Source organism: Vibrio jasicida 090810c (assembly GCF_002887615.1).
Taxonomy (GTDB): domain Bacteria; phylum Pseudomonadota; class Gammaproteobacteria; order Enterobacterales; family Vibrionaceae; genus Vibrio; species Vibrio jasicida.
Genome location: NZ_CP025792.1, coordinates 1,888,257 through 1,908,130 on the forward strand (window position 1 = coordinate 1,888,257; position 19,874 = coordinate 1,908,130).

Annotated in this window: 21 protein-coding genes; 12 read left to right on the forward strand and 9 right to left on the reverse strand. The window is 45.2% G+C overall.

Annotated features, from left to right (window positions below):
• The first annotated feature begins 53 nt into the window (after positions 1-53).
• The 3 genes from leuC to C1S73_RS08830 all read left to right on the forward strand — a co-directional run bounded on the left by leuC (position 54) and on the right by C1S73_RS08830 (position 2,990).
• Complete coding sequence (leuC, locus tag C1S73_RS08820; protein WP_038866134.1) at positions 54-1,454, forward strand: 3-isopropylmalate dehydratase large subunit; 1,401 nt, start codon at positions 54-56, stop codon at positions 1,452-1,454.
• 16 nt (positions 1,455-1,470) lie between these two features.
• The gene (gene leuD / locus C1S73_RS08825) at positions 1,471-2,073 is read left to right on the forward strand and encodes a 3-isopropylmalate dehydratase small subunit (protein ID WP_038866133.1); all 603 of its coding nucleotides are present in this window, start codon (positions 1,471-1,473) and stop codon (positions 2,071-2,073) included.
• A gap of 134 nt (positions 2,074-2,207) precedes the next feature.
• The gene (locus C1S73_RS08830) at positions 2,208-2,990 is read left to right on the forward strand and encodes a DUF547 domain-containing protein (RefSeq protein WP_038866132.1); all 783 of its coding nucleotides are present in this window, start codon (positions 2,208-2,210) and stop codon (positions 2,988-2,990) included.
• A 144-nt stretch (positions 2,991-3,134) separates the two neighbouring features.
• Here the strand turns inward: C1S73_RS08830 and djlA are convergent, their stop codons facing one another.
• Entirely contained in the window at positions 3,135-3,989 is an 855-nt protein-coding gene (djlA, locus tag C1S73_RS08835; protein ID WP_038866131.1) for a co-chaperone DjlA, read from the reverse strand.
• Between the two features lie 269 nt (positions 3,990-4,258).
• Between djlA and lptD the strand changes: the two genes are divergently transcribed.
• From lptD to apaH, 6 genes are all read left to right on the forward strand, one after another.
• On the forward strand, positions 4,259-6,604 hold the full coding sequence (lptD, locus tag C1S73_RS08840; protein ID WP_038866130.1) for an LPS assembly protein LptD: 2,346 nt from the start codon (positions 4,259-4,261) through the stop codon (positions 6,602-6,604).
• A gap of 62 nt (positions 6,605-6,666) precedes the next feature.
• Entirely contained in the window at positions 6,667-7,950 is a 1,284-nt protein-coding gene (surA, locus tag C1S73_RS08845; RefSeq protein WP_038866129.1) for a peptidylprolyl isomerase SurA, read from the forward strand.
• Positions 7,940-8,938, forward strand: coding sequence for a 4-hydroxythreonine-4-phosphate dehydrogenase PdxA (gene pdxA / locus C1S73_RS08850; protein WP_038866128.1), 999 nt, complete (start codon positions 7,940-7,942; stop codon positions 8,936-8,938). The genes surA and pdxA overlap by 11 nt, the downstream gene beginning before the upstream one ends.
• The gene (gene rsmA, locus C1S73_RS08855; protein ID WP_038866127.1) at positions 8,935-9,747 is read left to right on the forward strand and encodes a 16S rRNA (adenine(1518)-N(6)/adenine(1519)-N(6))-dimethyltransferase RsmA; all 813 of its coding nucleotides are present in this window, start codon (positions 8,935-8,937) and stop codon (positions 9,745-9,747) included. The genes pdxA and rsmA overlap by 4 nt, the downstream gene beginning before the upstream one ends.
• A gap of 73 nt (positions 9,748-9,820) precedes the next feature.
• Positions 9,821-10,201, forward strand: a complete 381-nt coding sequence (gene apaG, locus C1S73_RS08860; protein WP_038866126.1) for a Co2+/Mg2+ efflux protein ApaG — start codon at positions 9,821-9,823, stop codon at positions 10,199-10,201.
• Positions 10,202-10,213: 12 nt separating this feature from the next.
• Complete coding sequence (apaH, locus tag C1S73_RS08865; RefSeq protein WP_038866125.1) at positions 10,214-11,020, forward strand: bis(5'-nucleosyl)-tetraphosphatase (symmetrical) ApaH; 807 nt, start codon at positions 10,214-10,216, stop codon at positions 11,018-11,020.
• Between the two features lie 67 nt (positions 11,021-11,087).
• Here apaH and folA read toward each other — a convergent pair whose 3' ends face one another.
• The 6 genes from folA to rplU form a co-directional block, all read right to left on the reverse strand.
• Positions 11,088-11,567: a type 3 dihydrofolate reductase gene (gene folA / locus C1S73_RS08870; RefSeq protein WP_038866123.1), complete on the reverse strand. Its 480-nt coding sequence runs from the start codon at positions 11,565-11,567 to the stop codon at positions 11,088-11,090.
• Between the two features lie 9 nt (positions 11,568-11,576).
• The gene (locus C1S73_RS08875) at positions 11,577-12,050 is read right to left on the reverse strand and encodes a threonine/serine exporter family protein (protein WP_038866121.1); all 474 of its coding nucleotides are present in this window, start codon (positions 12,048-12,050) and stop codon (positions 11,577-11,579) included.
• Complete coding sequence (locus tag C1S73_RS08880) at positions 12,050-12,853, reverse strand: threonine/serine exporter family protein (RefSeq protein WP_042599784.1); 804 nt, start codon at positions 12,851-12,853, stop codon at positions 12,050-12,052. The genes C1S73_RS08875 and C1S73_RS08880 overlap by 1 nt, the downstream gene beginning before the upstream one ends.
• Before the next feature lie 193 nt (positions 12,854-13,046).
• Positions 13,047-14,222, reverse strand: coding sequence for an Obg family GTPase CgtA (cgtA, locus tag C1S73_RS08885; RefSeq protein ID WP_038866120.1), 1,176 nt, complete (start codon positions 14,220-14,222; stop codon positions 13,047-13,049).
• Positions 14,223-14,430: 208 nt separating this feature from the next.
• On the reverse strand, positions 14,431-14,688 hold the full coding sequence (gene rpmA / locus C1S73_RS08890) for a 50S ribosomal protein L27 (protein WP_005383095.1): 258 nt from the start codon (positions 14,686-14,688) through the stop codon (positions 14,431-14,433).
• A gap of 20 nt (positions 14,689-14,708) precedes the next feature.
• Positions 14,709-15,020, reverse strand: a complete 312-nt coding sequence (rplU, locus tag C1S73_RS08895; protein WP_038866119.1) for a 50S ribosomal protein L21 — start codon at positions 15,018-15,020, stop codon at positions 14,709-14,711.
• A 257-nt stretch (positions 15,021-15,277) separates the two neighbouring features.
• On the opposite strand from rplU, the gene ispB reads away from it, so the two are divergent.
• Positions 15,278-16,249, forward strand: coding sequence for an octaprenyl diphosphate synthase (ispB, locus tag C1S73_RS08900; RefSeq protein WP_038866118.1), 972 nt, complete (start codon positions 15,278-15,280; stop codon positions 16,247-16,249).
• 82 nt (positions 16,250-16,331) lie between these two features.
• On the opposite strand, the gene C1S73_RS08905 is transcribed toward ispB, so the two are convergent.
• Both C1S73_RS08905 and mdh read right to left on the reverse strand, forming a co-directional pair.
• Complete coding sequence (locus tag C1S73_RS08905) at positions 16,332-16,523, reverse strand: hypothetical protein (protein WP_038866116.1); 192 nt, start codon at positions 16,521-16,523, stop codon at positions 16,332-16,334.
• Positions 16,524-16,645: 122 nt separating this feature from the next.
• Positions 16,646-17,581 (reverse strand): malate dehydrogenase, encoded by a 936-nt coding sequence (gene mdh, locus C1S73_RS08910; protein ID WP_038866113.1) that lies wholly within the window; start codon positions 17,579-17,581, stop codon positions 16,646-16,648.
• Between the two features lie 358 nt (positions 17,582-17,939).
• Here mdh and argR point away from each other — a divergent pair, with 358 nt between their 5' ends.
• On the forward strand, positions 17,940-18,410 hold the full coding sequence (argR, locus tag C1S73_RS08915) for a transcriptional regulator ArgR (protein WP_005430583.1): 471 nt from the start codon (positions 17,940-17,942) through the stop codon (positions 18,408-18,410).
• A gap of 384 nt (positions 18,411-18,794) precedes the next feature.
• Positions 18,795-19,763 (forward strand): TAXI family TRAP transporter solute-binding subunit, encoded by a 969-nt coding sequence (locus C1S73_RS08925; protein ID WP_009707802.1) that lies wholly within the window; start codon positions 18,795-18,797, stop codon positions 19,761-19,763.
• Positions 19,764-19,874: the final 111 nt, after the last annotated feature.

The following is a 19,874-nucleotide window of genomic DNA, read 5'->3' on the forward strand; positions in this document are numbered from 1 at the left end:
ATTATTTGCTCCTGATGAGCCGTTGTCGGGAGCTATACACGAGATAGCAAACAATGGGCAAAACATTATACGAAAAAGTCTACGACGCACACGTTGCCGTCGCAGCAGAAGGGGAAAACCCAATCTTGTACATCGACCGTCACTTGGTACATGAAGTGACGTCTCCGCAAGCATTTGACGGCTTGCGTGAAAAAGGTCGCAAAGTGCGTCAGGTCAGCAAAACTTTTGCCACCATGGACCACAACGTTTCGACAACCACCAAAGACATCAACGCATCCGGTGAGATGGCTCGTATCCAGATGGAAACGCTATCGAAAAACTGTGAAGAGTTTGGCGTTACGCTTTACGACATCAACCACAAATACCAAGGCATTGTGCACGTCATGGGCCCAGAGCTTGGTATTACCCTGCCGGGCATGACCATTGTTTGTGGCGACTCGCACACTGCTACACACGGTGCATTCGGCTCTCTCGCTTTTGGTATTGGTACATCTGAAGTTGAGCACGTATTAGCAACTCAAACGCTAAAACAAGCCCGCGCTAAAACGATGAAGATTGAAGTGAGAGGCAAAGTAACTCCTGGTATCACCGCTAAAGACATCGTACTTGCGATCATCGGTGAAACCACAGCTGCTGGCGGAACAGGTTACGTGGTTGAATTCTGCGGTGAAGCGATCACAGACCTTTCAATGGAAGGCCGTATGACCGTGTGTAACATGGCGATTGAGCTAGGTGCTAAAGCCGGTCTAATTGCGCCAGATGAAACCACATTCGAGTACATCAAAGGCCGCAAATTCTCACCTCAAGGTGCCGATTTTGATGCAGCAGTAGAATACTGGAAGACATTGAAAACGGACGATGATGCCCAGTTTGATGCAGTTGTGACGCTAAACGCAGCAGACATTAAGCCACAAGTCACTTGGGGAACGAACCCAGGCCAAGTGATCGCGGTAGATCAACCGATCCCAGCACCAGAAAGCTTTACCGACCCAGTAGAGAAAGCTTCAGCTGAAAAAGCATTGGCCTACATGGGCCTAGAAGCAGGCAAAGCACTTTCTGATTACAACGTCGATAAAGTCTTCGTTGGCTCTTGCACCAACTCTCGCATTGAAGACATGCGCGCAGCCGCAGAAGTGGCGAAAGGTCGCAAAGTCGCGTCTCACGTTCAAGCGCTAATCGTTCCTGGCTCTGAGCAAGTAAAAGCGCAAGCAGAAGCGGAAGGCTTGGACGTTATCTTTAAAGAAGCGGGCTTTGAGTGGCGCCTACCGGGTTGTTCGATGTGTCTAGCAATGAACAACGACCGTTTGGGGCCTCATGAGCGCTGTGCGTCTACTTCAAACCGTAACTTTGAAGGTCGCCAAGGCCGTGATGGCCGTACCCACTTGGTTAGCCCTGCGATGGCAGCGGCAGCGGCAATTGCTGGTCACTTTGTTGATATTCGTGAGTTGGATTAGGTTAAGGAGAGAACAGATGTCAGGTTTTAAACAACACACAGGCTTAGTTGTTCCTCTAGATGCAGCGAACGTAGATACTGATGCCATCATTCCAAAACAGTTCCTACAAAAGGTCTCTCGCCTAGGGTTTGGTAAGCACCTATTCCATGACTGGCGATTCCTAGATGATGCTGGCGAACAACCGAACCCAGAGTTCGTGATGAACGCTCCTCGCTACAAAGGCGCTTCTATCCTGCTAGCGCGTGAAAACTTCGGCTGTGGTTCATCTCGTGAACACGCACCGTGGGCACTAGCGGATTACGGCATCAAAGCGATGATCGCACCAAACTTTGCCGATATTTTTTACGGTAACTCGATCAACAACCAAATGGTGCCAGTTCGTTTGACTGAGCAAGAAGTGGATGAAATCTTCCAGTTTGTTGAGGCTAACGAAGGCGCAGAAGTGGAAGTGGACCTAGAAGCGAATGTGGTTCGTGCCAACGGCAAAGAATATGGTTTTGAAATCGATTCGTTCCGTCGTCACTGCTTACTAAACGGTTTGGACAACATTGGTTTAACCCTTCAACACGAAGATAAGATTGCCGAGTACGAAGCGAAGATCCCGAGCTTCTTAAGCTAATTAAAATCGCAATTTAAACAAATAAAAGGTTGGCTTATGCCAGCCTTTTTTCTTTTATTTTCATTGCCTCAAGAAAGAAATCCCATCGTAGACAGGTCTACACTATCAACAAGGTTTAACCCAAAGGTCTCTCTATGAAGCGTCTGTTATTGCTATTGTGTGCTCTGGTTTCTTTCTCAACATTTTCCGCACCTAAATCGGATTTGTGGCCGTATTGGAAACAATCGAATCAAGCTAGCCAAACCAAGATTTCTCATCAAGAGTGGCAACAACTGCTTGATAGTTATTTAGTTAAGCAAGGTGAGAATACTTTGTTTCGCTATAGCAAAGTCACGACCTCCGACAAAGCGAAGTTAAAGCAGTACATCCAAAGGCTCGCAAAACTCGACCCTCTACAGTACAACCAAGCGGAGCAATACGCCTACTGGGTAAACCTTTACAACGCCATCACTGTCGACTTAATCCTAGATAACTATCCTGTCGAGTCGATTACCAAACTTGGTGGGCTATTTAGCTTTGGTCCTTGGGGGGATGATGTGGTCGTGGTCAATGGGAAGGATCTGACTTTAAACGATATTGAGCATCGTATTTTGCGCCCGATTTGGAATGACCCAAGAACCCATTACGCGGTTAACTGTGCCAGCTTAGGATGCCCTAACCTGCAGCCTCAAGCATTCACTGCTGACAACACGCAAGCTCTACTGGATAGTGCCGCTAAAACATTTATCAACAGCAGCAAAGGCGTATCTATCCAAGGTAACACGGCACAGCTGTCTTCTATTTATGATTGGTTTGCAACGGACTTTGGTGGAGAAAAACAAATCTTCAAACACATTGCAAAGTACGCACCGCAATACAAAAACTTCTCTGGCAAAGTGAAATACGAATACGATTGGACCTTAAATCAAGCTAACTAAAGAAGTTACTGATAGGCTAATACGCTTTGGCCTTCCCATAACCGAAAAGCAAAAGGACACCAGTAAACCAAACGCTGAGTATAAGAACGAGAAAAGGGCACTGAGTGCCCTTTTTGTTTTTGAAGCTTGATAGAAAACGTCCGACTACTTAAAACCTTTCACTTTCTTTATCAGATCGTAAGCATTTTGAATTTCTTGCGATTTTTCTTTTGCGACGTTCATCATCTCAGGTGGTAAGCCCTTCGCCATCAACTTATCTGGGTGATGCTCATTCATCAACTTACGGTAAGCACGCTTCACCGTTTTACTGTCCGCATCTGAGTTAACATCCAAAATCTTGTAGGCATCAGCCAACTGATCCGCTTGTGAAGCTTGTTGCCAACCAGCTGATTGGTATTGCCCCTGCTGCTGGCCATGGAAACCACCTTGGCTTTGAAAACGAAACGCGGCTTCTTGCATGTGCAGGCGACGCTCTAATTGCTCTGAAGAGAAACCTAAACCGCGGGCAATTTTATGCAGGACATTACGTTCACTCGGATGAATCGAGCCATCAGCAAACGCAGCAGAGATCTGAAGCTCCAAGAAAAATTGCAATAAATCAAAACGCCCTGCTGAAGAGATTTTCACGCGAACCAATACATCTTCAAGCGGAAAATCACTCTCTTTACCATCACGGAACGCTTCTTGTGCCGCACGACGTTGCTCGCCATGTAAACTCATACGGTCCATCATCGCAGACGCTAGTTGAATCTCTTCTTTGGTGACTTGACCTTTGGCTTTAGCCACATGTCCCATAACTGCGAATGCAGCTTTAAAAAATTCTTCCTGACGTTGTGCCTGGCTAGGACCTTTACCAAAGCCCCCCGTCGAAAAACCCGCTTGGCTTAAACGACGTGCTTTATCGAATTGATGACCGATAAATAGACCAAACAATAAACCGAATGGGCCACCGAGTAACAAGCCAAAAAAGGCACCCAAGATTTTGCCAAAAATATGCATTATGTGTTCTCTATCAATGAATTTTTATCGACGACGGCGGTCTTATAGTGCCGGACGCAACGATTTCCTTTATGATAATGGAATTAGTTTTATTACGGTCAGGCTATTTCGCCTGCTTATCTTTGCAGCTATTTTATATTGGCATTATGCCACAGCGAATCCATGCTCTGGGATAATTGCAAACTATAGTTGATTCATTTGGCTATATAGCGAGGGTACAACAAGCCCTATAGCCATCGAGTAGTAGTGACACAGGAAAGTTCAATTCAATGCAACATTTCTCCCGCACATGTTTAGCGGCCTCTATCAGCACCGCCTTGTTTGTACCCACCACTCAAGCTGAAGCGAATATCCATGATAGTGTGCAGGAAATGCCCACCACAGATCAATGTTTGGTCGAGACAAGTGGTGAGGAGGACGCGCTTAATTCCCCAGTGGTTGTTCAAGCTGATAGTCTACAAGCCATCAATGGCGATAAGGCTCAGTACTCTGGCAACGTAGAAGTTACGCAAGGTCCAAAGAAAATCACCGCCGATAGCGTAACGCTTCATCAACAAGATAACGTGGTCGTGGCAGAAGGCAATGTAACCTTCAATGACGGTCAGGTTAAAGCTCGTTCAGATCGTGTTACCAACGACATCAATCAAGATACGTTTTCGCTTGAAAACACCAACTACCAGTTCTTGTGCCAACAAGGTCGCGGCACCGCTGCGTACATCGCCCGTACTGGTCAGTCAGTGTATGAACTTGAAGATGGTTCGATTACCTCTTGTCCTCAAGGTGACAACTCTTGGCGCTTAGTGGCTTCGGGCATCGATGTTGATCAAGATGAAGAGACGGCAACGTTACATCACCCACGTTTTGAGATCATGGACGTCCCTGTTTTCTACGTGCCGTACATGACGATGCCAATTGGTGACACGCGTAAAACGGGCTTCCTATTCCCATCCATGTCATACGGCTCTAGCGACGGTATGGAAGTTGAACTTCCTTTCTACTGGAATATCGCGCCGCAATACGACATGACACTTACTCCGCTCTACATGCAGAAACGTGGCACCAAGCTTGACTCTGATTTCCGTTACCTAACCGAAGGTTGGGGTGAAGGTGAAATCAAAGGCGAGTACATGAGCAGCGACAAACGCTACGAGGACGAATCTCGTTGGGGTTACCAATTCAAACACGATGGCATCATCAACAAACAGTGGGTAGTCAGTGTTGATTACTCAAAAGTGAGTGACATCGACTACTTCCGTGACCTGGATTCTGACATTGGTAACCGAGAAGACGGCCAATTGCTTCAAGAAGGCGAAGTACAGTACCGTTCAGACTTCTGGGACGCCTCTTTGTCTGTCCGAGATTTCCAGATACTTTTGAAAGAAGAAAACCAACCGTACCGTCTATTGCCGCAGCTGGACTTGAACTACTACACCCCACTTTTGGGTAACTACGTCAACTTTGACGTGAAGAGCCAGATCAGCCGTTTTGACACTGACGATACAGCGAAGCCTGACGCGACTCGTGTGCACGTAGAGCCAGGCCTCACGATTCCTCTATCAAACTCTTGGGCGACATGGACCACAGAAGCTCGCGTATTATCGACCTACTACTCCCAAGATCTGAGTGGCTTAACAGACACCGATCTAAGAAATCAACTCGATGAGACCGTATCGCGTGTTATTCCAGAATTCCGCACACATGCTCAGATGTACTTGGAGCGTGATACCAGCTGGATAGAAGGCTACACACAAACATTGGAACCACAGCTTCAGTATTTGTATGTACCAGATGAAGACCAAACTAACATCTACAACTACGATACGACGTTACTGCAAACTGACTACTACGGTCTATTCCGCAGTCGTAAATACAGTGGTATCGATAAAATCGCGTCAGCAAACCAGTTAAGCTACGGTGCAAGTACGCGTTTCTTTGATGATGATTACAAAGAACGTCTTAACGTTTCGTTTGGTCAGATCTACTACTTCGATAAGAAAACCAAGATCAGCAATAATCCGAGCCTACCGGATGAGACCTCAAACTACTCATCATGGGCGGTTGAAACTGATTTCAACTACAACGATTACTTGTTCTATCACGGTGGTATCCAGTATGACATCGACCTGAGCTCGATGCAGTTGGCGAACAGCACTCTGGAATACCAATTTAACGGTGGCTTCATTCAAGGTAACTACCGTTACGTTACTCGTGAATACATTGAAGATACGATCATTCTCGAAAACCTCGACACAATCACTCGTAAAGGTATTTCACAAGCAGGTATCGTAGCCGCGTATGAATTCAACCCGAGTTGGTCGGCAAGCGGCCAGTACTACTACGACTTAAACGAAAACATCGATATGGAATGGCTTGCCAGCCTCCGCTACCAATCAGACTGTTGGTACTTCGGTCTAACTTACTCAAACCAATTATTGGGCTGGGATGACAAAGCAATCGGAAGCGACGGTGCTTCTCCAGAATACGAAAACAACATCAGCGTTAACTTCGGTATTCAAGGCTTTGCCACCAATCAACGTGCGATTACCGCAGAAAAAGAACTTGATGGTTCGGACAACGCGATCAAATACGGTCGTCCATTCTATTTGAACAATTAATCGAATTGAGCGTCTTAACTACTAGTAAGACGCTCAACTCTATAATACTGACGGAATTTTAAATGAAAATTTGGAAATCAATCATCTTCACAACCCTATTCTCTTTAGGTGTTAATGCTGCACCTGTAGAGCTTGATCAGGTTGCTGTTATCGTCAACGACGGTGTGATTTTACAAAGCGACATCAACACTGCAATGAAAACACTTCAAGCTAATGCTCGTCAGAGCGGTAAGAGCTTACCTTCAGCAAGCGTGTTGAAAGACCAAGTGGTTGAGAAACTGATCATTGATACGCTTCAAGGTCAAGAGGCTGAACGTATCGGCGTACGAATTGATGACAACCGCTTGAATCAAGCGATTGCAGAAATCGCTCGTAACAACAACCAAAGCGTTGAGCAACTTGCCGCCTCTGTCCAAGCTGAAGGGTTAAGCTACTCTGAATTCCGCGAACAAATTCGTAAAGAGATCGCCGCGTCTGAAGCTCGTAATGCGCTTGTACGTCGTCGTATCAACATTCTCCCAGCGGAAGTCGATAGCCTAGCAGAACAACTTGCAACAGAAACCAATGCAACCGTTCAATACAAAATCGGTCATATCCAATTGCGTTTCTCTGACGATAAAGACAAGTCAGAAGTCGAAGCAGAAGCGAATGCATTAGTGAAAAAATTGAAAGATGGTGCGGATTTCTCGCAAATGGCCTACACCTACTCAAAAGGTCCAAAAGCCTTGCAAGGTGGTGATTGGGGTTGGATGCGTAAAGAAGAAATGCCAACTATCTTCGCAGACCAAATCAAAATGCAAAACAAAGGCAGCATCATTGGTCCATTCCGCAGCGGTATTGGCTTCCACATCCTAAAAGTAGAAGATGTAAAAGGCCTAGAAACAGTCGCGGTCACAGAAGTCAATGCTCGACATATTCTGATCAAACCGACCGTTATCCTAAGCGATGATGGTGCGAAGAAGCAGCTAAATGAATTCATTCGTCGCATTAAAGCGGGTGAAGCAACCTTTGCTCAATTGGCAACACAATACAGCCAAGATCCAGGTTCTGCAGCACAAGACGGTGAACTGGGCTACCAAACACCAGACCTATACGTACCAGAATTTAAACACCAAGTTGAAACATTGCCTGTAGGCTCAATCAGTGAACCATTCAAAACTGTACACGGCTGGCACATTGTTGAAGTTTTAGACCGTCGTCAAGTTGACCGCACTGACTCAGCAATGAAAAACAAAGCCTACCGCATTCTTTTCAACCGTAAGTTTAACGAAGAAGCAGGCGCATGGATGCAAGAACTACGAGCAAGCGCGTTTGTTGAAATCGTGGATAACAATGATGGCAACTAATTCGATTCGAAGAATCGTCGTAACCGCAGGGGAACCTGCGGGGATCGGCCCTGATTTGGTGCTGGCCTTATCAAAGGAAGACTGGGCGCACCAAATCGTCGTTTGTGCAGACAAGAATGTCTTAGCAGAAAGAGCTAAACAGCTCGGCATAGACGTTCAACTGTTTGATTACAATCCAGAAGAAGCACCAAAAGCGCAACAAGCTGGCACATTAATCGTAGACCACATTGAAATCGCTGAAACCGCGGTTGCAGGTCAACTTAATGAAGCCAACGGCCACTACGTATTAAAAACGTTAGAAAGAGCCGCTTTGGGCTGTATGAATGATGAATTTGATGCTATTGTCACCGGCCCTGTACATAAGGGGGTGATAAATCGCTCAGGTGTTGCATTCAGTGGTCACACTGAATTCTTTGCTGAAAAGTCCAATACACCATTGGTCGTGATGATGTTAGCGACTGAAGGACTGCGAGTGGCACTCGTCACCACGCATATTCCTCTGGCTTACGTATCAAAAGCCGTTACGGAAGAGCGATTAGAAAAAATCATCGATATTCTTCATAAAGATCTTGTAGAAAAATTTGCCATCTCGCAACCAAACATCTATGTTTGCGGGCTAAATCCACATGCGGGAGAAGATGGCTGTTTAGGTCGCGAAGAGATCGAAACCATCACTCCGACATTGGAAAAGATTCGACAAGAAAAAGGAATCAATCTGATTGGCCCTTTGCCGGCAGATACCATTTTCAATGAAAAGTATTTAAACGATGCTGATGCTGTTTTAGGTATGTACCACGATCAAGTGTTGCCTGTATTAAAATACAAAGGCTTTGGTCGTTCAGTAAACATTACACTTGGTCTACCATTTATAAGAACCTCGGTGGATCACGGTACTGCATTAGAACTGGCAGGGACAGGTCAAGCGGATACAGGGAGCTTCCGAACAGCGCTCACGCATGCGATAGAATTGGTAGAGAAGAAACAATGAGAAATGATGTCCATTTAGGACACAAAGCGCGTAAACGTTTTGGTCAAAACTTCCTGAACGATCCATACATTATTGACGGTATCGTATCATCAATTAACCCAAGACCTGGCCAGAACCTTGTTGAGATCGGTCCAGGCCTTGGTGCAATTACAGAACCTGTGGGTCGCGAAGTCGACAAGTTCACGGTTATTGAACTCGACCGAGATCTAGCAGAACGTCTACGCAACCATCCAGAATTAGCTGACAAACTGACTATTCATGAAGGCGATGCTATGCGCTTTGACTTCACGCAGTTAGTGAAGCCAAACAACAAGCTACGTATCTTCGGTAACTTGCCATACAACATCTCGACACCATTGATGTTCCACCTATTTGAATTCCATAAAGACATTCAAGACATGCACTTTATGCTTCAAAAAGAAGTGGTAAACCGTTTAGCCGCAGGCCCAGGCAGCAAGGCTTACGGCCGCCTAACGGTAATGGCTCAGTACTACTGTAAAGTTGTACCTGTTCTAGAAGTACCACCAACAGCGTTTGTACCGCCACCGAAAGTTGATTCAGCAGTCGTACGCTTAGTGCCTTACGAAGTCCTTCCGCACCCTGCGAAAGATTTGCGTTTGTTGGAGCGCGTATGTCGCGAAGGCTTTAACCAGCGTCGTAAGACCGTTCGTAACTGCTACAAGTCGCTATTGAGTACAGAAGTATTGGAAGAGTTGGGCGTAAACCCAAGTATGCGTCCAGAAAACCTAACGCTACAACAGTTTGTCGCCATGGCGAACTGGCTTGCGGATAACCCGCAGCACCAATAACTCAAACGATGAGCCAAACCCTTCGCGGTTTGGCTTATTATTATTGAGATAATCCGTTTTTCGAGGAGTGCACATGGACGTCATTCAACCTTGCATCAAGATTCAAGTTCACACCAAATACATTGAAGAACAGTCCAACCCAGAACTGCAACGTTTTATTTTCGCCTACGTCATCACCATCAAAAACCTCAGCCAACAAACCGTACAATTACTCAGTCGTCGCTGGTTAATTACGGATTCAAATGGCAAACAAATGACGGTAGAAGGCGAAGGTGTTGTCGGACAACAGCCCTTTATTCCTAGCAATGATGAATACACCTACAGTAGCGGTACTGCATTAGAAACTCCAGTAGGTGTCATGCAAGGACACTACATGATGTTGGATGAGAAGGGACAAGAGTTTCTCACCGAAATAGACCCTTTCCGACTTGCTGTTCCCAATGTCCTTAATTAATCAGGAGAGTCAGTGGCTACCTACATCGTTGGTGACATTCAAGGCTGTTTCGATGAACTGCAACAGCTACTAGAACACGTTAATTTCTCAACTCAACACGATCAACTTTGGCTTGCTGGTGACCTGGTGGCAAGAGGGCCGAAGTCATTAGAAACACTGCGCTTTGTTAAATCCCTTGGCGACAGCGCTAAAGTTGTCCTCGGCAATCACGATCTGCACCTAATGGCGGTTTCTAAAGGCTTAAAGAAGGTGAAGGACAAAGATAAAACCGCACCTATCTTTTCCGCACCAGATAAAGATGCTCTACTCACTTGGTTAGCACAGCAACCACTCATGGCGGAACACGATGAGTTCGTGATGTGTCATGCGGGCATCTCACCTTTATGGGATCTACAGACGGCTCGAGCATGTGCACGTGAGGTCGAGGCGATAATTCAGAGTGAGCAACTGCATTGGTTACTGGAAAATATGTACAGCAACCAACCTGATCTTTGGGAGGAATCTCTATCAGGCTTAGATCGCTATCGCTATACCATCAATGCATTTACCCGTATGCGCTTTTGCTTTCCCGATGGCCGCTTGGATATGGACTGTAAACTTCCACCACAAGAAGTTTCAGAAGATGAGCTTGTTCCTTGGTTTAAACTGCCACAACGTGTGCCTTTAGAAAAAGCGGTCTTATTTGGTCACTGGGCAGCACTGCAAGGCTACATTGAAGAGAGCATTATTGGCCTTGATACGGGCTGTGTTTGGGGTGGCTCATTAACTATGATTCGCTGGGAAGATAAGCAAGTTTTCACCCAAGAAGCACTCAGTTAACAATTCGAATTAGCGGACTAGAAAACAAAAAGCACCGTATTGACGGTGCTTCTCTTATTCTAGCTGGTTACTTTTCTAGAACGGTGAAACGCATGTTATACGCATTTTTTTCATCCGCTTGATACGCTTCAGAGTATGTTTCTTTAAACTCATTCCCCCAATCTGGGAACTGAGTATCACCCTCGATTTCAGCTTCAATATGAGTGACATATAGCTTATTTGCTATTGCCAAGCATGCAGCGTAAATTGCGCCACCACCAATGATCATCACTTCTTCACTGTCACCAGCAACCTCAAGCGCCTGCTCAATCGACGTAACGGTCGTGACACCTTCAATGGAAAGTGAAGTATCACGGCTGATGACAATATTCAAACGGCCAGGTAAAGGACGTCCGATTGATTCATAAGTTTTACGTCCCATCACAACAGGCTTACCCATTGTACAACGCTTAAACCATGCAAAGTCTGCCGGAAGATGCCAAGGCATCTGGTTGTCTTTACCGATGATACGGTTGTCTGCCATCGCGGCAATCATGCTGATGATCATATTGGGTCCTTATACTATGGGTCTGCGGCGATAGAATAACAGCCCCGGAACCGCCAAGCCAACCGCTAAGCCTGCAATAATAAACATCGCCTTAAGAAAGTTCTCCATACATGTCGCAATTAACTCTGGCGAATAACCCAAGTGGTTTATCTCCACCATGGCAATCATGGCTTTAAAGGCAAATACACCGGGCACCATTGGGATCAAAGCTGCAACAGTAAAAACTTTGGGATGAGCAAGAAAACGATGCGACCAATGTACGCCGATTAAGCCAACAAGGGTCGCAGCAAAAAAGCTCGCCCACTCAATCGGCAAGCCAAAGTGCATCATCAAATAGCGACTGCCATGACCAATCGCACCACCTACGGCACAATAAACTAAAGCGCGCTGTGGCACGTTAAACACCATGGCAAAACCCACTGCAGGAATCGCCGCAAAAAACATATCATTCAGCAGGCCAAGTGCGAGTTCAAATACACTCATTAGCTCATCCACCCCCAAATACCGGTGACTTCCATCGCTGCTACGATGCCAAGTGAAGTTGCTAATGTCAGTAGACTTGCCATGGTAAATCTCGCGATGCCCATATTGATGTGGCCTTTAAGCATGTCTGCAACGGAGTTAATCAGAGGGAAGCCCGGTACTAACATCAGGACCGAAGATGCCATTGCTACCGTAGGTAAATTACCAATTTCAAAGATCACGGCTTGAGCGGAAATCAGCGTTGTGACGAATGCTGTGGCGGCGAAATTAAGTAGAGGATTAAAATGTCGATGCCCAATCTCTTGTCTGACGATCATACCACCAGCAGAAGCGAGGAACGTCATGCCGAAGACTCCCCAATCTCCTCCAGCTAGATGACTAAAGGCAGCACAAGAAAGACCTATCATAAACACGACTAACCAGCGGTTATAGCGCTCTGGGCTGATGGTATTGAGTTTCTTCTGTGCCATTTTCACATCGAGTAAACCGCGCTCCATCATGATACAGATACGCTGTATTTGCGTAATGACACGCATGTTAATTCCACGATCGGCACAGCTTCTTGTGGTAGTAATGCAATGATCGTCCATCACCGTTGTGACCACCAAGGCATTGGCAGACAGTGCAACAGCAACATCGCTAACGCCACTCGCAAACCCAATGCGCTGCATGATATCGCTCACCAGCGTACTTTCTGCACCGTGGGCTAATAACATTTGCCCGGCTTGAGCCACGAGCCGAGAAATGGCTCTTTGATTGGACGCCGCCATAGCTTCTTCAGGCGGCATAGCTTCCGATGTCATAAATACTTCCTAAGTCCATTTATACCCAAGTAACCTCACCCTTGGGAGGGTGTCATTGACCCCGCTCTGAATCCTACATCTTGAAGTCACTTGGGTATATTTTATTATTGTGCCGTAAAACACATCGTCTAAACATGATTTAGATACAAAAAAAGCCGCAATATACATTGCGGCTTAATGAAATAACTAGCGATTAGTCACGGACGTAAACAACGTGACCGTCGTCTTCTTCATCGTCCCAGTCATCCCAATCGTCGTCATCTTCTTCAGTGATCACGTCTTTACCAGCGATGGCATCTTTATGGTAATCATCCCACATGAAGTTCACTTTATCTTCTTCAGCAACTTCTTCCTCTTCACGAGGTAGGTTTTCCATAAAGTCAGCTAGCTTGTAGCAAAGCTCTTTAGTGCCGTTACGGTTGATTGCAGAGATCTTAAAGAACTCATCTTCCCAACCAAGCGCATCCAAGATCTCTTGGATCTTTTCATTCGCTTCTTCTTCCGGCATAAGATCAGTCTTGTTGAAGACTAACCAACGAGGTTTACCAGCAAGTTTTTCACTGTACTGCTCTAGCTCATCAATGATGGTTAGGGCATTTTGAATTGGGTCTGACTGATCAATCGGCATGATATCAATCATGTGCAGTAATACGCGACAACGCTCTAGGTGCTTAAGGAAGCGAATACCTAGACCAGCACCGTCAGCTGCGCCTTCAATTAGACCAGGAATATCAGCAACTACAAAGCTTTTCTCAGGTACGACACTCACTACACCCAAGCTTGGGATTAGCGTAGTAAATGGGTAATCTGCTACTTTTGGTTTTGCTGCTGATACTGCGCGGATAAAGGTTGATTTACCTGCGTTAGGTAGACCAAGCATACCAACATCAGCCAATAGCAATAGCTCTAGACGGATTTCACGAATTTCACCTTTAGTACCTAGCGTTCTCTGACGAGGAGCGCGGTTTACTGAAGATTTAAAACGCGTGTTACCAAGACCGTGCCAGCCGCCTTTCGCGACCATCACTTTCTTGCCGTGTTCAGCAACTTCTGCAACGATTTCATTAGTGTGGATATCAACTGCGCGCGTACCTACAGGAACACGCATTGTGATGTCTTTACCACGTTTACCCGTACAGTTACCACCACGACCATTTTCACCGCGTTCTGCTTCGTAAAAGCGTTGGAAACGGTAATCGATCAGGGTATTTAGGTTTTCATCGGCTTGGATGTATACATCACCGCCATCACCACCATCGCCGCCATCAGGGCCGCCTTTAGTGATGAATTTTTCACGCCAGAAACTTACAACGCCGCTACCGCCGTCACCAGCCTGAACTTTTACTACCGCTTCATCTACGAACTTCATCTTTTACTCCGACTACTTCGTGCGTGGATTTAATCTGACTTATCATCAAACAATTTTAGCAGATGACAGATCTAAGCACCCTGAACCTACCAACAAGGTAAAAACGAGAAACTTGAATATGTCGACTGCTACAAATAAAAAACCCCGCCGAATCGGCAGGGCTTTTGAATTCAGCTTTAAAGCTTAAATAATTAACCTAAAAGGTAAATTACTCAGCTTCGATGCTTACAAACTTACGGTTTTTAGGACCTTTAACCTCGAACTTCACTTTACCTTCAGTAAGAGCGAATAGAGTGTGGTCTTTACCGATACCTACGTTGTTACCAGCGTGGAACTTAGTACCACGTTGACGTACGATGATGTTACCTGCAAGAACAGACTCACCACCGAAACGCTTAACACCAAGGCGTTTGCTTTCTGAATCGCGGCCGTTACGAGTAGAACCACCAGCTTTTTTGTGTGCCATTGTTAAACTCTCCTAATAGATTAAGCGTTGATACCAGTGATCTTCACTTCAGTGAACCACTGACGATGACCCTGTTGCTTACGAGAGTGCTTACGACGACGGAACTTAACGATTTTAACTTTATCGCCACGACCGTGTTGTACAACTTCAGCAACAACTTTGCCGCCCTCTACAAGAGGAGCGCCAACTTTGATGTCTTCGCCGTTAGCAACAAGAAGAACTGTATCAAATTCAACAGTTGCACCAGTTTCAACGTCTAATTTCTCTAAACGAAGAGTTTGACCTTCGCTTACACGGTGTTGTTTACCACCAGATTGGAAAACAGCGTACATATTTTACTCCGCTTTTTCCGCACAGCCTTTTCATGAGGGTGTGCGCTAAACTAATCATCAATAGGGCGCAGATTCTACAGAAGAGATGCCCCTATGACAAGCCATATTTTGAAAAAATTGGCGAAAAGCTAATCGCCAAAGAAAAGTGCGGCAATCATGCCCTTTAGTAATGTATTAATCAACGTTTTTTAGTGTATTATTCGACAATTATATAAATCGAATAAGCCTTGCAGGGTCTAACTTCAGCCGGATATACGATGGATTTTAAAACTATCCAAGCGCTTACTGCCGATGACATGGCAAAAGTGAATGAAACAATTCAAGCCCAACTAAATTCTGATGTCTCTTTAATCAACCAGCTCGGTTTCTATATCGTGAGTGGTGGAGGCAAACGCTTAAGGCCACTTCTGGCGATATTGTCAGCACGTGCTCTTGGTTACCAAGGTAACGGCCATACAATGGCAGCGGCGTTTATCGAGTTCATCCACACAGCAACACTGTTGCACGATGATGTGGTAGACGAATCAGACATGCGCCGTGGTAAAGCGACAGCAAACGCTGCGTTTGGTAATGCCGCTAGCGTGTTAGTTGGGGACTTTATTTATACTCGCTCATTCCAAATGATGACTGAGCTAGGATCAATGAAGATCCTTAAACTAATGAGTGACGCAGTTAATGTAATCGCAGAGGGTGAGGTTCAGCAGTTAATGAACTGCAATGATCCTGATACGACAGAAGAAAGCTACATGCAGGTCATCTACTCTAAGACCGCACGTTTGTTTGAGTCTGCAACCCAAATCGGTGCGATTCTTAACGATGCTCCTGAAGAAGTAGAAGTCGCTTTCCAAAACTACGGTAAATATTTGGGTACAGCATTCCAACTGATCGATGACGTGATGGATTATACGTCTGACGGTGAGGATATGGGTAAAAATGTTGGTGATGATTTAGCTGAAGGCAAACCAACGCTTCCTCTACTTCATGCCATGCGCAATACCACCCCAGAGAATGCGCAGATGATCCGTGAGGCTATCGAAAAAGCCAACGGAATGGATCACTTGGATGACATTCTTGCTGTAATGAAAGTAGCCGGCTCACTTGAGTACACAACGCAGAAAGCACTAGAAGAAGCAGACAAAGCGATTGCAGAACTCGCAATCTTGCCAGAGTCAGAGTACAAGCAAGCGCTTATTACATTGGCTCATATGTCAGTGAACCGCACTAGTTAACGGCACAAAATAGACCCATAATAAAAAGGAAGAGCATGGCTCTTCCTTTTTGTGTACCTCAAATTCTTCTCACCGCTACCATCTAATAGTATCTATCGCAGCTATCGTGAAGCTGTGGGTTATCTTCAATTTCGTCGAAACTGACCGCCAACTGCTCTTCCGAACCTTGTTTGGCAAGAAGCACTGTCTCCGCCTCTTGATCAACCACTAAGATTGTTCCGACGCCTTGTTGGCATTCCACCACCATACCTTTACGGATTCGATTGGCTTCCATCATCTTCTCCCTCACAAAGTTGTTTGATTCAGACTCTGTTACGCGAGATAAAATGAAAGGATCAAAAAAGCCGATCTAAGATCGGCTTTCTTCTTTATATAGCTTTCTCTTTGTAGAGACGCTTATTTAGCGAATTCAACACCAATGTTGATATCGCCATTTAGCGTTTCCAACATACCATCAAGTGCTGACTTCTCGTAGTCACTTAGTGCGCCATAGCTTAGTACTTCTTCTACGCCGTCTTTACCCAGTTTAACTGGTTGTGCAAAGTAAGTCGCATGTTCACTGCCACCTTCCACGTATGCACATTCTACTACGCCTTCTTCACCTTGAAGTGCTCGTACTAGAGCAAGACCGAAGCGACATGCTGCTTGACCCATAGACAGAGTCGCGCTACCGCCACCCGCTTTTGCTTCAACAACTTCTGTACCCGCATTTTGGATACGTTTCGTTAGCGCTTCTACTTCTTCAGCGGTGAACTCAACACCTTCTACTTGAGATAGAAGAGGAAGAATAGTCACACCAGAGTGGCCACCGATAACAGGAACGCGAACGTCACCTGGATCTTTATCTTTTAGTTCAGCCACGAAGGTTTCTGAGCGGATAACGTCTAGCGTTGTAACACCAAACAGTTTGCGCTTATCGTACACACCGGCTTTCTTTAATACTTCCGCGGCGATTGGCACTGTGGTGTTCACTGGGTTAGTGATAATACCCACGCATGCCGTTGGACATACTACTGCAATCTTTTCTGCTAGTGACTTAACAATACCAGCATTTACATTAAATAGATCAGCACGATCCATACCAGGCTTACGTGCGACACCAGCTGAGATAAGAACCACGTCAGCACCTTCTAGTGCAGGCGTTGGATCTTCACCAGCGTAACCTTTAATAGATACTGGTGTCGGGATATGGCTAAGATCTGCAGCCACACCAGGAGTTACTGGAGCAATATCATATAGGGCTAAATCTGAACCTGCAGGAAGACGGTTCTTAAGTAGAAGGGCCAGAGCTTGACCGATGCCGCCAGCGGCACCAATAACGGCTACTTTCATGTAGTTCTCCTTGAGAGTATTTCTCTTATAAACGTATTCGTAGGGTATTTTGTAACCAACTGAAATAAAGCTATCGGAATCACAACTTGATTACAATCAATTAACGCCAGCTTTGCGACCTCGCGCAACTCGCTGTTATCGTGCTACAAACAAAGGTCTGATTATTGGTTTATTCTGTTGAAATGACAAGAAATTCAATGCAATAAATAGGTCAACGATTTCATACTTAAAGAACCCTATCCTGTTTAGGGTTTACAGTGATGGAATTAACATAATGCCGTGAGTTTTTGGCACTGCATGAATATCTATGCGAGAATATGCAAAATTGCTGACCTGTAATAAGAGAATCATAACGACTATGCGCAATTCAGAAAAACAAGATAACTTAGTTCGCGCTTTTAAAGCCTTATTAAAAGAAGAAAGCTTTGGCTCACAGGGTGAGATCGTTGATGCATTAAAACAACAAGGTTTCGAAAGCATCAACCAATCTAAAGTCTCCCGTATGCTGACCAAATTTGGTGCGGTACGTACACGTAACGCAAAAATGGAGATGGTTTACTGTCTGCCAGCAGAGCTTGGAGTTCCTACGGTAAGCAGCTCTTTACGTGAACTTGTACTGGATATTGACCACAACGCTGCGTTAGTCGTTATCCATACTGGTCCAGGTGCTGCACAATTGATTGCTCGCCTACTTGATTCACTAGGCAAATCAGAAGGCATTCTGGGGGTCGTTGCAGGTGATGACACCATCTTTATTACCCCAACAATGCCAGTTTCAACAGAACAATTGTTCAAATCAGTGTGTGAGCTTTTCGAATACACAGGCTAAGTAACTGTTTGTGGGCTATGAAATTAGTTGAATTTTGTAGCCCATAAATTATGTAAACAAAATGATTCCAACGTCTATTTTTTACCCGCCTTATTTGTGATCATTATCACGCTATTGATTTTTTTAACACCCTCACACAAAATCAGCATAAGTAACTGTTATAAAACAGATTAGCTTGCGAATTCATCCCCACCTACTGTCGCAAGCTTTAGACTTATTCGCTATAACTTTTAACAATCGGATAATTTTCTGCCAATTTTTTGTTATGATTCGCTCGCTTTTTCAAACGATTGGATTGGAAAAGATGCCGTTTCCAAATAGGAAACTCCTGAAGTAATTTACAGTTATTTCTGGGTTAATAATGAATATAAGGAAGGGAAATTCATGGCATTTAACAAACTTCTTAAAGTAGGCGCAATCGCTGCAGCAGTTATGGGCGCAGGCGCAGTTAACGCTCAAGAGTTTATTACTATCGGTACTGGCTCAGTAACAGGTGTTTACTACCCTACTGGTGGTGCTATTTGTAAATTGGTAAACAAAGGTCGTAAAGATCACAACATTCGTTGTTCAGTAGAATCGACTGGCGGCTCAATTTACAACGTCAACACTATCCGTGCTGGCGAGCTAGATTTTGGTATCGTGCAATCGGACTGGCAATACCATGGCTACAACGGTACGAGCAAGTTTGCTGAACAAGGCCCGTACAAAAAACTGCGTGCAATGTTCTCTCTTCATACAGAACCTTTTAACATCATCGCACGTGCAGATTCTGGTATCGAAAACGTTCAAGACCTAAAAGGTAAACGTGTAAACATCGGTAACCCTGGTTCTGGTGACCGCGCGACAATGGGCGTAGTGATGGATGCAATGGGCTGGACTAACGACAGCTTTAAACTTGCATCAGAACTAAAAGGCTCAGAACGTTCTCAAGCACTGTGTGATAACAAGATCGACGCGTTTATCTACATGGTTGGTCACCCGAACGGTTCAATCAAAGAAGCAACAACCTCTTGTGATGCGAAGCTAGTTCCTGCAACTGGTCCAGAAATCGAGAAAATCGTTGCTAACAACCCATACTACGCATTCAGCACAGTGCCTGCTGGTATGTACCGTGGTACAGATAAAGACGTAAACAGCTTTGGTGTTGCGGCAACAATGGTAACGACTTCTGATGTTTCAGATGACGTGGCTTACAACGTTGCTAAAGCTGTGTTCGAAAACTTCGATACATTCAAACGTCTACACCCTGCATTTGCAAACCTGAAAAAAGAAGACATGGTGAAAGCTGGTCTTTCAATCCCTCTTCATCCAGGTGCAGAGAAGTACTACAAAGAAGTAGGTCTGCTTAAGTAAGCAGCTACTGACTCCAAGCTCAGGCAGAGAAGGATGGTTTTCTGCCTGATTGAGTATGCTGGTCGAACACCTTCTTCCAGCATGCTTTGTTCAATTTGCTTTATGCAATCT